This window comes from Streptomyces sp. Je 1-332 (assembly GCF_040730185.1).
Classification (GTDB): domain Bacteria; phylum Actinomycetota; class Actinomycetes; order Streptomycetales; family Streptomycetaceae; genus Streptomyces.
On record NZ_CP160402.1, the window covers coordinates 5,775,319 to 5,788,903 of the forward strand.

Genomic DNA, 13,585 nt, shown 5'->3' on the forward strand with positions numbered 1-13,585 from the left:
AGGAGGCGCACGGACACGTGCGCGGTACGGGCCAGGGCGGCCCGATGAGCACCCGTCCGTCACCCGCCGCCGCCCTGGAGGGCGGCGGAGGACTGACGGCGCCGATGCCGCCCGGCGCGCCCCTGACCCGGCGTCCCGCATCCGGCGGCGGCGCGGGCATGGTCTCGCAGATCGCGCTCCTCGTGGTCTGCGGCGGGTATGCCACCGGGGCGGCGTTCGGCTGGGGATCGACCCGGACCGCCCTGATCATGGGCGACTTCGGCCTGAGCGTCGCGGCGGCGGCCGCCGCGGTCTCCTGCTTCCGGTACTCACGCACCCGTCGCAGCCGCTTTCGACCCGCATGGCTGCTCTTCGCGCTCTCTTCCGCGATGGCGTCCCTGGGCAACGGCGTCTGGGGCTGGTACGAGGTCGTGCTCGAACAGCCGGTGCCGAGCCCGGGCCTCGCCGACCTGTTCTTCCTCTGCTTCGCGCCGCCCGCCATCATCGGCCTGCTCGTGCTCGCCAAGCGCCCGGTGACCAAGGCCGGTTGGATCTGCCTCGCGCTCGACGCGTGGCTCATCGGCGGCTCACTGCTCACGCTCTCCTGGAGCCTGGCGCTCGCCCACACGGCGGAGTTCGAGGGCCAGAGCGTCGCGCACGCCGCGCTCTCGCTCGCCTACCCCCTCCTCGACATCGCGCTGGTCAGCATGGTCCTCGCGCTGCACTTCAGACGGTCGTCCGCGAACCGCACGGCGGTGAACACGGCGATCGGCGCCCTCGCGCTGACCGTCATGTGCGACGCGATGTTCACCTCGCCCCTCCTGCACGCCAGTTACCGCTCCGGGCAGATGCTGGACGCCGGCTGGTTCGCGGGCTCGCTGCTCCTCGCGTACGCGCCCTGGGCGGCCCCCTGGCACAAGAACGCGGACGACGCGCAGCAGCACGCGCGCGTGCCGCGCGACGACGCCTCCAAGGACGCGAGGGCTGCCGCCACCCGGCCGATCGCCGGATCACTCGCCGCGCTGACGCCGTATCTGGCCGCCGCCGTCTGCACGTTGGGGATTCTCTACAACGTGCTCAGTGGCCGCAGCGTCGACCAGGTCGTGCTCTTCACCGCGGGCACCGTCGTGCTCGCCCTGGTCGTGCGCCAGGGCATCATGCTCCTGGACAACATCACCCTCACCCAGGAACTGGCCCAGAAGGAGAACCACTTCCGTTCCCTGGTGCAGGGATCGAGCGACGTCATCATGATCGCCGCCCCGAACGGCATACTTCATTACGTCAGCCCGGCAGCCTCCGGCGTGTACGGCCGCGAGGCCGAGGAACTCGTCGGGTCCGAACTCGCCTCGCTCATACACCCCGAGGACCTGGGCCGCGTGGTTCACGAAGTCCGCAGATTCCTCACCGCGAACCCGCTCGAAGAGCCCACGACCCGCATCGAGTGCCGCTTCAAGTCCGGCGACGGCGACTGGCTGAACGTGGAGTCCACGGTCAACCGCCACCAGGGCGGCCTCATCTTCAACAGCCGTGACGTCACCGAACGGGTCAGGCTCCAGGCTCAGTTGCAGCACAACGCCGAGCACGACCCGCTCACCGACCTGCCCAACCGCGCCCTGTTCACCCGCCGGGTGGGTCAGGCGCTCACCGGCCGCAGGGTCACCGACCGGGGCACGGCCGTGCTCTTCATCGACCTGGACGGCTTCAAGGCGGTCAACGACACCATCGGCCACCAAGCGGGGGACGAGCTCCTCATCCAGGCGGCCCGCCGCCTTCAGGTGGCCGTCAGGTCCGGGGACTGCGCGGCCCGGCTTGGCGGCGACGAATTCGCCGCGCTCATCGTGGGTGACGGCACCCGCGACCAGACCGCACGCGAGCAGCACATCTACGAACTCGCCGACCGCCTCAGGATCACCCTCTCCCAGCCGTACGCGATCGACGGCAACGACGTGCGCGTGGCGGCCTCCATCGGTGTGGCCTTCGCCGAACCAGGCATAGGGGCGGGCGAGTTGCTGCGCAACGCCGACCTCGCGATGTACCGCGCCAAGGCCGCGGGCAAGGGCCGCGTCGAGCTGTACGCACCCCAGATGCAGGCCGACGTCGTCCGCAAGGCAGAGCTGGCCACGCGGCTGCGTACCGCCCTGCACGACGGCGAGTTCGCGCTGCTCCACCAGCCGGTGGTCTCCCTGGACGACGGCCGCATCACCTCCGTCGCCGCCCAGGCACGCTGGCGCTCGGCGCAGGGCATCCTCTTCACGCCCGCCGAGTTCCTGCGCGTGGCCGACAGCTCGGACGCCCAGGAGGGCGCCCGGTCCGCCGAGCTGGGCCGCTGGGTGATCGAGGAGGCCGTCCAGCAGGCCGCCGAGCGCGGGCGCATGGGCCACGCGACGCCCGTCGCCGTCCGCGTCAGCGCGCGGCGCCTCCTGGACCGCTCCATGCCGCTCGGCTCCATCGAGGCGCTCCTCACCCGGTACGGGCTGCCCTCCGGGGCGCTCATCATCGAGCTCGCCGACAGTGACCCCCGGGTGTCCCTCGACGACCTGGAGCGCCGCCTCACGTCCCTGCGCAGACTCGGCGTACGCATCGCCCTGGACGGCTTCGGGAGCGGCTATGCCGCCATCACCGCGCTGCGGCGGCTCCCCGTCGACGTACTGAAGCTGGACCGCAGCCTCATCGAGGGCGTCGTCGAGTCCGCGCGGCTGCACAAGATCACCTCTGGTCTGCTGCGCATCGCCACCGACCTGGGGCTGCTCTCGGTGGCCGACGGCGTCGACGTCCCGGAGCAGGTCATCGCCCTGCGCGCGATGGGCTGCACGCACGGCCAGGGCATGGCGTTCTCCGGGCCGCTCGACGAGTACCGCCTGCGCCGCGCGCTGTCGCTCGGGCGGTATCCGGTGCCGCACGGCCCCGCGGAGCCGGCGCTCGCGGGCGCCCCGCAGGTGGCGTACGGAGGAGGTGTCGAGTCCTTTGCCCGCTCACATAATGAGACCCCCGTCCCACCTACTTGACAGGCGTAGTGCGCCGGGGAGAGGGTCAATGCCATGCGCACCCGAATTCTCGTACTTGGAAAGCGCGTCGGCTGAAGCTGGGACTCACCGGTCCGAACCGGAATCCCTGCACCCGCTCCGACGCGCTCCCCTCGCCTGCCTCACGGCACGAGGGGTTTTTTGTTGCACCGGCACCTGCCAAATCCCCGCAAACACCCCGCAAAAACCCTCAGCTTCGAGAAGAGAATGCCGATGACCGAGCAGGCCACCGGGGCCCACCATCCGCAGCCGCGGCCCCGATCCTCAGGACAGCAGTCGACGCCCGTCGAGCACGTCACGGGTGCGAAGTCCCTCATTCGTTCTCTCGAGGAAGTCGGGGCCGACACGGTATTCGGCATTCCCGGCGGTGCCATCCTTCCCGCGTACGACCCGATGATGGACTCCACCCGCGTCCGTCACGTCCTGGTCCGGCACGAGCAGGGCGCGGGCCACGCCGCCACCGGTTACGCGCAGGCCACCGGCAAGGTCGGCGTGTGCATGGCGACGAGCGGCCCCGGCGCCACCAACCTCGTCACGCCCATCGCCGACGCCCACATGGACTCCGTGCCCATGGTCGCGATCACCGGCCAGGTCGCCTCCAAGGCGATCGGCACGGACGCCTTCCAGGAGGCGGACATCGTCGGCATCACGATGCCGATCACCAAGCACAACTTCCTGGTCACCAAGGCGGAGGACATCCCGGCGACGATCGCGGAGGCCTTCCACATCGCCTCCACCGGCCGCCCCGGACCGGTCCTGGTCGACATCGCCAAGGACGCACTCCAGGCGCAGACCACCTTCCAGTGGCCGCCCACCCAGGACCTGCCCGGCTACCGCCCGGTGACCAAGCCGCACGCCAAGCAGATCCGCGAGGCCGCCAAGCTGATCACCGCCGCCAAGCGGCCCGTCCTCTACGTCGGCGGCGGCGTCCTGAAGGCCCAGGCCACCGCCGAGCTGAAGGTCCTCGCAGAACTCACCCAAGCGCCCGTCACCACCACCCTGATGGCGCTCGGCGCATTCCCCGACAGTCACGAGCTGCACGTGGGAATGCCGGGCATGCACGGAGCGGTCACCGCCGTCACCGCGCTGCAGAAGGCCGACCTGATCGTCGCCCTCGGAGCCCGCTTCGACGACCGCGTCACCGGCAAGCTGGACAGCTTCGCGCCCTTCGCGAAGATCGTCCACGCCGACATCGACCCGGCCGAGATCGGCAAGAACCGCGCCGCCGACGTGCCGATCGTCGGAGACGCCCGCGAGGTCATCGCCGACCTGATCCAGGCGGTCCAGGCCGAGCACACCGCAGGCCAGAAGGGCGACTACACCGCCTGGTGGAACGACCTCAGCCGCTGGCGCGACACCTACCCCCTCGGCTACGCCCAGCCCGATGACGGTTCGCTCTCCCCGCAGCACGTCATCGAGCGCGTCGGGCAGCTCGCCCCGGAAGGCACGATCTTCGCGGCGGGCGTCGGCCAGCACCAGATGTGGGCCGCCCACTTCATCCAGTACGAGAAGCCCGCCACCTGGCTCAACTCCGGTGGCGCCGGGACGATGGGGTACGCGGTCCCTGCCGCGATGGGCGCCAAGGCCGGAGCGCCCGACCGCACGGTCTGGGCGATCGACGGCGACGGCTGCTTCCAGATGACCAATCAGGAACTGACCACCTGTGCCCTGAACAACATCCCGATCAAGGTCGCCATCATCAACAACGGCGCCCTCGGCATGGTCCGCCAGTGGCAGACGCTGTTCTACAACCAGCGCTACTCCAACACCGTGCTGCACAGCGGTCCCGAGGACATCGGCCCCAACAAGGGCACCCGCGTCCCGGACTTCGTGAAGCTGTCGGAGGCGATGGGCTGCGTGGCGCTGCGCTGCGAGCGCCCCGAGGACCTCGACAAGGTCATCGCCGAGGCCAACGCCATCAACGACCGGCCCGTCGTGGTCGACTTCATCGTCCACGAGGACGCCCAGGTGTGGCCGATGGTCGCAGCCGGCACCTCGAACGACGAGGTCATGGCCGCCCGCGGGGTCCGCCCCGACTTCGGCGACAACGAAGACGACTGAGACCGGACGCGAAAGAGAGACCACGAGTCATGTCCACCAAGCACACGCTCTCCGTCCTGGTCGAGAACAAGCCCGGTGTCCTCGCACGGATCACCGCCCTGTTCTCCCGCCGCGGCTTCAACATCGACTCCCTGGCCGTGGGCGTCACCGAGCACCCCGACATCTCACGCATCACCATCGTCGTGAACGTCGAGGACCTGCCGCTCGAACAGGTCACCAAGCAGCTCAACAAGCTCGTCAACGTCCTGAAGATCGTCGAACTCGAGCCGGCCGGCGCCGTGGCGCGTGAACTGGTCCTCGCCAAGGTCCGCGCCGACAACGAGACGCGCTCGCAGATCGTCGAGATCGTCCAGCTGTTCCGCGCCAAGACCGTGGACGTCTCGCCCGAGGCGGTCACCATCGAGGCCACCGGATCCAGCGACAAGCTGGAGGCGATGCTCAAGATGCTGGAACCCTTCGGCATCAAGGAGCTCGTCCAGTCCGGCACCATCGCCATCGGCCGCGGCTCCCGCTCCATCACGGACCGCAGCCTGCGGGCGCTCGACCGCTCGGCCTGAACCGGCCCGCACGAACACCAGGGCCCGCCCGTATGGCGAGACCTGAAAACCTTCTTCCCCCCGCCCGCCGTACGGTGGGTCGCAACACCAGCACACATAGGAGATTCCCAGTGGCCGAGCTGTTCTACGACGACGACGCCGACCTGTCCATCATCCAGGGCCGCAAGGTCGCGGTCATCGGATACGGCAGCCAGGGCCACGCCCACGCGCTGTCGCTCCGTGACTCGGGTGTCGACGTCCGCGTCGGTCTGCACGAGGGCTCCAAGTCCAAGGCCAAGGCCGAGGAGCAGGGCCTGCGCGTGGTGACTCCCTCGGAGGCCGCCGCCGAGGCCGACGTCATCATGATCCTGGTCCCGGACCCGATCCAGGCCCAGGTCTACGAGGAGTCCATCAAGGACAACCTCAAGGACGGCGACGCGCTGTTCTTCGGCCACGGCCTGAACATCCGCTTCGGCTTCATCAAGGCCCCCGACGGCGTCGACGTCTGCATGGTCGCCCCCAAGGGCCCCGGCCACCTCGTGCGCCGTCAGTACGAGGAGGGCCGCGGCGTTCCGTGTATCGCGGCCGTCGAGCAGGACGCGACCGGCAACGGCTTCGCGCTTGCCCTCTCGTACGCCAAGGGCATCGGTGGCACGCGTGCGGGCGTCATCAAGACGACCTTCACCGAGGAGACCGAGACCGACCTGTTCGGTGAGCAGGCCGTGCTCTGCGGTGGCACCGCGGCGCTGGTCAAGGCGGGCTTCGAGACGCTGACCGAGGCCGGCTACCAGCCGGAGATCGCGTACTTCGAGTGCCTCCACGAGCTGAAGCTCATCGTCGACCTCATGTACGAGGGCGGCCTGGAGAAGATGCGCTGGTCGATCTCCGAGACCGCCGAGTGGGGCGACTACGTCACCGGCCCGCGCATCATCACGGACGCCACCAAGGCCGAGATGAAGAAGGTCCTGACCGAGATCCAGGACGGCACCTTCGCCAAGCAGTGGATGGACGAGTACCACGGCGGTCTGAAGAAGTACAACGAGTACAAGACCGCGGACTCCGAGCACCTTCTGGAGACCACCGGCAAGGAGCTGCGCAAGCTCATGTCGTGGGTGAACGAAGAGGCCTGAGGCACTTTGGAAGCGCCGGGGGGAGCGAGCTCCCTCCGGCGTTGTCCACCCCGTCCAGCCACGGACGAGTGATCCTTCCACCAAGGCGTAAGACACGCGTCACTACGCCACTAGACTGCATTCAACTTTCGCGTCGGGCCCACAGCGTCGTGCGTCTTCCACGCGGCTAAGCGACACCGCATGCGGCCGTCGGGACGGCCGTCCGCATTGGACTTGTGAGGACTCACGTGAGCACTGCTGCCAACGGCAAACCGGTCGTACTCATCGCTGAAGAGCTGTCGCCCGCCACTGTCGACGCCTTGGGCCCGGACTTCGAGATCCGGCAGTGCAACGGCGCGGACCGCGCCGAGCTGCTGCCCGCCATCGCCGACGTCGACGCGATTCTGGTCCGCTCCGCGACCAAGGTCGACGCCGAGGCCATCGCGGCCGCCAAGAAGCTGAAGGTCGTCGCCCGCGCGGGCGTGGGCCTGGACAACGTGGACGTGTCCGCCGCCACGAAGGCCGGCGTGATGGTGGTGAACGCACCCACCTCGAACATCGTCACCGCGGCCGAGCTCGCCTGTGGCCTGCTCATCGCCACCGCCCGCAACATCCCCCAGGGCAGCCAGGCCCTGAAGGCCGGCGAGTGGAAGCGCTCCAAGTACACGGGCGTCGAGCTCGCCGAGAAGACCCTCGGCGTCGTGGGCCTCGGCCGCATCGGTGCTCTCGTCGCCCAGCGCATGAGCGCCTTCGGCATGAAGGTCGTCGCCTACGACCCGTACGTGCAGCCCGCGCGTGCCGCGCAGATGGGCGTCAAGGTCCTCACCCTCGACGAGCTGCTCGAGGTCTCGGACTTCATCACCGTGCACCTGCCCAAGACCCCCGAGACGGTCGGTCTGATCGGCGACGAGGCCCTGCACAAGGTCAAGCCCGCCGTCCGCATCGTGAACGCCGCGCGCGGCGGGATCGTCGACGAGGAGGCGCTGTACTCGGCGCTCAAGGAGGGCCGCGTCGCGGGCGCCGGTCTGGACGTGTACGCGAAGGAGCCCTGCACGGACTCCCCGCTCTTCCAGTTCGACCAGGTCGTCTGCACGCCGCACCTCGGCGCCTCGACCGACGAGGCGCAGGAGAAGGCCGGCGTCTCCGTCGCCAAGTCGGTGCGCCTGGCCCTCGCCGGTGAGCTCGTGCCGGACGCCGTGAACGTCCAGGGCGGCGTCATCGCCGAGGACGTGCGTCCCGGTCTGCCGCTCGCCGAGAAGCTCGGCCGCATCTTCACCGCCCTCGCGAGCGAGGTGGCGGCCCGCCTCGACGTCGAGGTGTACGGCGAGATCACCCAGCACGACGTGAAGGTGCTCGAACTGTCCGCGCTCAAGGGCGTGTTCGAGGACGTCGTCGACGAGACCGTGAGCTACGTGAACGCGCCCCTGTTCGCCCAGGAGCGTGGCGTCGAGGTCCGCCTCACCACGAGCTCGGAGTCCCCCGACCACCGCAACGTCGTGACGGTGCGCGGCACGCTCACCGGCGGCGAGGAGATCTCGGTCTCCGGCACGCTGGCCGGGCCCAAGCACCTGCAGAAGATCGTCGCCATCGGTGGGTACGACGTGGACCTGGCGCTCGCCGAGCACATGGTCGTCCTCCGTTACGCCGACCGCCCCGGTGTCGTCGGCACCGTCGGCCGTGTCCTCGGCGAGGCGGGCATCAACATCGGCGGCATGCAGGTCGCCCGCGCCGACGTCGGCGGCGAGGCACTCGCCGTCCTCACGGTGGACGACACCGTGCCGCAGCCGGTCCTGAACGAGCTGGCCGAGGAGATCGGCGCGGAGTCCGCCCGCGCGGTCAACCTCACCGACTAGTAACCCCGCGGCTTCGGCTGCCGGTCATCACCGGCTCCGCCGAGTTCGCCCTCAAACGCCGGGCGGGCTGGAGATCTCCAGCCCGCCCGGCGTCTGCTATGAGGTCACCGTTCCGCGGGAGCCAGCGGCTACGACTGCCCCGAGCCGGCTGCGGCGGCGGCGTGGACCTGGCGGATGAAGCGCCGTTGCCACGGCACTTCCACCGCACGGGAGTGGTAGTTCTTCCTCACCCACTTGACCGCCTCCTTGGGGTCCATGCCCTCGAAGACGCAGAGCGCCGAGAGCCCCGTGCCAGTCCGACCGATGCCGCCCCCGCAGCAGATCTCCACGCGCTCGTCCGCGGCGCGATCGTAAGCGATGCGAAGTTTGCGCATCGCGTCCATGGGGTCGGCGGGAAGCCAGAAGTCCCGCCAGGGGATCCACAGGGACTCCCAGTCCGGCTTGGGCGGCTCGTGTTCCGTCAAGTGCACGGCAAACGTGGGAGTTTGCCCCTCCGGTAGGTCGTACCGGAGTCCGCGTCCGCGGATCGACCGCCCCGAGGGGAGAGTGATTACCTTGGGAGTGTCGGCGTTCCACATTTCGGTCATGATGATTCCCGTTTCGATCGCTTTCGTAGTATCGAGGTGTCTGCCATGGCGATCATGCCCAACGGGATCTGGGGAAGCACTTGTTGAGCATGAAAAACCAGGGCGAAGGCCAGGCCCTCGGCCTGCCCGAGAACGCCCGCTGTCGCGCCGAGTACGGCGGCCTCGAAGGTACCGAGCTGCCCCGGCAGGGTCGGCAGGATGTTGGAGACCTCGATGGACAGCAGGACGACTACCAGGACGGCCACCGACAGCGGTAGGTCCAGAGCCTTCGCGACGGCCACCGCGGCCAGGAAGTCCAGTGCCCGGGTGGCGAGCGCGGCCGCCCCCACCTCCGCGAAGACGCGCGGACGCCGGACCGGCCCGAGTGCCGTGCGCGCGTCGAACACGACTTTGCGCAGGCGGCCCTCCCGGGCGGGGGCGGACGGAGTGCGCGCGACCCTCACGATCAGCACGGACTCCACCGTCAGGACGGCCAGGTACACCCAGGCGACGGCTGCCGCCCAGCCCGGCACATCGCTCCCCGGCCACCAGACGAACACCAGGAAGGGCACCAGGCCCAGGCTGGAGAAGAACTTGCGGACCAGCATGAGCGTGACGGTCACCGTCCGGGCTATCCCCTCGCGCAGCAGATAGCCGATCCGGACGAACTCACCCACCCCCTCCGGACTCGCGGCCGCCGCCGCCTGAACGGCGAACTCGATCCGCACCAGGAGGGGGAACCGGATCTGGGACTCGGTGAACATGGCGTTCCAGCCCACGGCCCGGGTCGTCTGCGAGGCCACGTTGGCCAGTGCCGCCAAGACCAGCCAGCGCCAGTCGGCGGCCTTCAGTGCCGCCCACAGATGGTCCAGATCCATACCCCAGAGGGTGATCACCAAGCTGACGCCCACCGCCACGAACAGCAGCGCCCGGATCACCCGGTCGCGCGTGCTGTGCTCCTTCGGCGGGGACTCGGTCGGGGTCACGGCTCGCTCCCCAACCGCACAGTGCCCGCATCACCGTCCACGGTCAGTATGTCCCCGGTTCCGATCTGCGAGGTCGCGGTCCTGACTCCCATCACCGCCGGGATGCCGTACTCGCGCGCCACCACCGAGCCGTGGGACAGCGCGCCCCCGACGTCGGCGACCACGGCACTGGCCCGGGTCAGGAGCGGCGCCCATGCCGGAGTCACCTGGCGGACGACGAGCACCTCACCCAACTCCAGTGCGTCCGCGTCCGCGAATTCGTGGATCACCCGCGCCCGGCCCGTGTAGCTGCCCGGGCTCACCGCTGATCCGCTGAGCCCGTCACCCTTGTTCTCGCCCCGCTCGGCCCCGAACAGCGCCAAGGAGGTGATGTCGGATCCGAAGAGCATGATCCGCGCGTCGGCGGGGACCACATCGGGCGGATTGAGCCGCCGCTGCCACTGGCGTCGCAGTCGGCGCTCACGCACCAGGTCGCGCCACCGCGCGTCGCCCGCGTCGGCGTGCACCCAGCCGCTCAGCTCTGGCCCGGTCAGGTAGAACACGTCGTCGTCGACGTCCAGCAGGTCGGCGCGGACCAGCCGGCGGCCGAGTTCGAGATATCCGGCCCGCATGAACGGCCAGCCGAGCGTGAAGTGGTGCAGGGCTTCGTCCCGTACTCCGCTCCAGTGGTTCGCCCAGCGGTGGATCCCGCGCCGAAGTCGGCCCAGAGGGCCGTGTCCCAGGCGGGGGGCCGGGGCGGGGTCAGGGCCCAGTGCCGGTGCCAGGGAGCTTGGTTCGCCGCTGTCGCGGCGGCCGACGATCAACGATCGAAGCATCGAAGGATCGTCGATCGCGGTGGGTTCGGCCGTGTCGAGGCTGTACACCAGGTGGCCGAAGCGTCCCAGGTACTCCTGCAGCAGTTGTTCCTGGTCCTCCAAGGTGGCCGCGGCGACCCCGTCCAGGGCACGGTCGGCCTGGTGGGCGAGCCGGTCGTCACCCACGAGCAGGGACCCGGGCGTGAGCCCGGCTGTGCGCCGCCCGCCGCGCGCCAAGACCATCCCCAGCAGCCACTCGCTGGTGTTCCAGTGCCAGGCGAGGCCGCCGATCACCGCCCAGTAGCGGGCACTCAGGTCCTCAACCGCCCTTATTCGACGCAGCACTTCGGCCGACGTCAGGTCCTCGAGAGGCGCGTCCCGTGCCCGCTCCAGGCCCGCCTGGAGCGCGGGCAGTATGTCGTGCCGCCAGCGCCGCTCCACCGGTGAGAGGTGGAAGGCGAACCAGCGCGCGGTGAGCCGCAGGGTGCGCAGCGGATGCTCGGAGAGGGGGAAGTCGAAGCGCAGATAGGCGAACCCGTTCACGGTCCCGTGCATGGGCTCCGGGACGAGCGGGCTACGCGCGCGCAGTCTGCGTGGACCGCCCCAGTTCGTCGCCCACCGGTCGATGAGCGAGGGGAACAGCGTCGTGGCGAAGAGGGGGGAGAGGGGATCGGAGAGCCACGAGTCGCAGATACTCATCCGGGCCCACCGTGCCCCGGGCACTTCGCTCGCCCAGTCGCCGAACTGCGTCGGCTGCGGGACGGCTGCGGTGATCGGGCGGGCCTGCAACAGGTGCAGCCCGGTGTCGTCCAGCGCCCATTCGATGTCCTGCGGTCCGCCCAGCGCCCGCTCCACGGCCAGCGCTGTGCGTACCAGGGAGCGGAGAGGGCCCTCGCTTCCCTCCGTCTCGCCCATCCGTTCCCCGAACGCGGTCGTGAACACGGGCGCGTGCGGTTCCTTGCGGGAGAACACCGCGCGGTTCGGCTCCACGGTTCCGTCCACGAGCTGATCACCGAGGCCCTCGACCGCCTCCACGAGCACCAGATGGTCGTCGTCCGCGACAGGGGCCTCTGCGGTGAACGCCACCCCGGCCCACCGGGGAGCCACCATCGCCTGGACCACGACAGCCATCGCCGGGGCCCCCTGGGCAAGGCCGATCCGGTCCCGGTAGACCCCGGAGGCGGCGGAGTGCCGGGACCGCTGGCAGCGGCCGACCGCCGCCAGCAGCTCGTCGAAGGTGCGGACGCCGAGCACGCTCTCGTACTGGCCGGCGGCACTGCCGGCCACACCGTCCTCGTTGGTGGCCGACGACCGTACGGCGACGCCGTGAGGGGAGGGCAGGGCCTCCCAACAGGCCCTCACCTGGGCGACGGTCTCGTCGCGCAGTCCCGACTCGCCGGTGTTCTCCCCGCCTGCCTCCAGGCCCGCCGTGGCGGTGAAGACATCCACCGGGAGGCAGAACCCCGGAGGTACGGGAAATCCCGCTGCTACCAGTCGGCCCAGCCCCTTGGCCTTGCCCCCCACCCGTTCGACGGGCAGGTCCGCGGCCTCGGCCAGGCTCACGACACCCTCAGCCATGCTCTGCCACCTCCACCCACTGCTGATAGAAACGCCGGAATCGCCGCACGGCCTCGTCACCGGGCACATAGATGCCGTGCCGGTCCCCCGGCAGCAAGGTGTCGAAGATCGGGAGGTCCTGGCGGGCGGCCACCTGCACCTCCGCACGGTGGACGAGCGCGCGCAGCCACCCCAGGGCCCCCGCCCCGTCGGGGTCGACGACGGCGTTGATGTGCTGAATGCTGTGGTGTTCCCCGATCGGGGTGACGGCGAGGATCATCCGGTACAGGCGTCGGCCGTCTGCGTAGTACTCGATCTCCTGGCAGCTTGCCCAGCCGCGCATCCGCAGGGTGAACTCACCCGCGTTGAGCCCGAACGCGTTCGATACGGTGCCCAACGCGCCCCGGTATGAGGGCCAGGTCAGGGTCGCGTCGCAGCGTGGTTCCGGTTTGTCGTCCGGTGCACCGTCACCGACCGTTTCCTCGCCCGCTTCCTGGAACGCGATCCGGGCCTTCCCGGCCACCGTCAGGCCGTGCAAGGCCACCAAGTGGTCGGGGTCGTAGGTGTTCTCCAGGATCCGTCGGGTGGTGGCCCGGGTCGGGTCGGCCAGCCGGAATCTCCGGATGCCAGGAATCTGCCGCGCTTCGAGGTCGCGAAGGTCCGGTGGCTCGTAACGGGGGGCCCCGTTGCCGTACCACGCCCACACGTAACCCGAGCATTCGCGGGTGGGCAGCGCGGTGACGGCGGCTCGCGCCGGGGGACGCTGCCCCGGCACGAAGACACATGCTCCGGACTCGTCGAACCGCCAGCGGTGGAAGGGGCATTCGAGCGTGCCGTCGACCACCTTGCCGCCGTGCAGCGCGGCCCCCGCGTGAGGGCAGGTCGCGCTCTGTACGTGGGCACGGCCGTCAGCGCCGCGCCAGCCCACGTAGGAGGCGCCGAAGAGGGTGATCCGGCGAGGCCGCCGCCGCAACTCCTCGGAGGGCAGCGCGACATACCAGCCCGAGGCGAGGTTCGTGGTCGGCCTCGCGGACGCAGCGATCCGCTCAGACGTACTGCGCCTCATCCGGCCTCCTCCCGAACACTCCGCTGCCGTTCGTGCGCTGCCCTCGGTCGGTCTC

At 69.9% G+C, this 13,585-nt stretch carries 9 protein-coding genes; 5 read left to right on the plus strand and 4 right to left on the minus strand.

What is annotated here, in order from left to right:
• Nucleotides 1–44: 44 nt before the first annotated feature.
• From ABXJ52_RS26250 to serA, 5 genes are all read left to right on the plus strand, one after another.
• The gene (locus tag ABXJ52_RS26250; protein ID WP_367045126.1) at nt 45–2,984 is read left to right on the plus strand and encodes an EAL domain-containing protein; all 2,940 of its coding nucleotides are present in this window, start codon (nt 45–47) and stop codon (nt 2,982–2,984) included.
• Between the two features lie 231 nt (nt 2,985–3,215).
• Nucleotides 3,216–5,063 carry an acetolactate synthase large subunit gene (locus ABXJ52_RS26255; RefSeq protein ID WP_367045127.1) on the plus strand — a complete coding sequence of 616 codons (1,848 nt, stop codon included), beginning with the start codon at nt 3,216–3,218 and terminating at the stop codon, nt 5,061–5,063.
• A 29-nt stretch (nt 5,064–5,092) separates the two neighbouring features.
• Complete coding sequence (ilvN, locus tag ABXJ52_RS26260) at nt 5,093–5,620, plus strand: acetolactate synthase small subunit (protein ID WP_160507374.1); 528 nt, start codon at nt 5,093–5,095, stop codon at nt 5,618–5,620.
• A gap of 110 nt (nt 5,621–5,730) precedes the next feature.
• Nucleotides 5,731–6,729: a ketol-acid reductoisomerase gene (gene ilvC, locus ABXJ52_RS26265; RefSeq protein WP_367045128.1), complete on the plus strand. Its 999-nt coding sequence runs from the start codon at nt 5,731–5,733 to the stop codon at nt 6,727–6,729.
• Between the two features lie 227 nt (nt 6,730–6,956).
• The gene (gene serA, locus ABXJ52_RS26270; RefSeq protein ID WP_367045129.1) at nt 6,957–8,561 is read left to right on the plus strand and encodes a phosphoglycerate dehydrogenase; all 1,605 of its coding nucleotides are present in this window, start codon (nt 6,957–6,959) and stop codon (nt 8,559–8,561) included.
• Nucleotides 8,562–8,689: 128 nt separating this feature from the next.
• Here the strand turns inward: serA and ABXJ52_RS26275 are convergent, their stop codons facing one another.
• The 4 genes from ABXJ52_RS26275 to ABXJ52_RS26290 are packed head-to-tail and all read right to left on the minus strand — an operon-like array spanning nt 8,690 to nt 13,530.
• Entirely contained in the window at nt 8,690–9,148 is a 459-nt protein-coding gene (locus tag ABXJ52_RS26275) for a protein phosphatase (protein WP_367045130.1), read from the minus strand.
• Nucleotides 9,145–10,113, minus strand: coding sequence for a lysylphosphatidylglycerol synthase transmembrane domain-containing protein (locus ABXJ52_RS26280; RefSeq protein WP_367045131.1), 969 nt, complete (start codon nt 10,111–10,113; stop codon nt 9,145–9,147). The genes ABXJ52_RS26275 and ABXJ52_RS26280 overlap by 4 nt, the downstream gene beginning before the upstream one ends.
• Nucleotides 10,110–12,485 (minus strand): PEP/pyruvate-binding domain-containing protein, encoded by a 2,376-nt coding sequence (locus tag ABXJ52_RS26285; RefSeq protein ID WP_367045132.1) that lies wholly within the window; start codon nt 12,483–12,485, stop codon nt 10,110–10,112. Before ABXJ52_RS26285 ends, ABXJ52_RS26280 begins: the two co-directional genes overlap by 4 nt.
• Complete coding sequence (locus ABXJ52_RS26290) at nt 12,478–13,530, minus strand: Rieske 2Fe-2S domain-containing protein (protein ID WP_367045133.1); 1,053 nt, start codon at nt 13,528–13,530, stop codon at nt 12,478–12,480. The genes ABXJ52_RS26285 and ABXJ52_RS26290 overlap by 8 nt, the downstream gene beginning before the upstream one ends.
• Nucleotides 13,531–13,585: the final 55 nt, after the last annotated feature.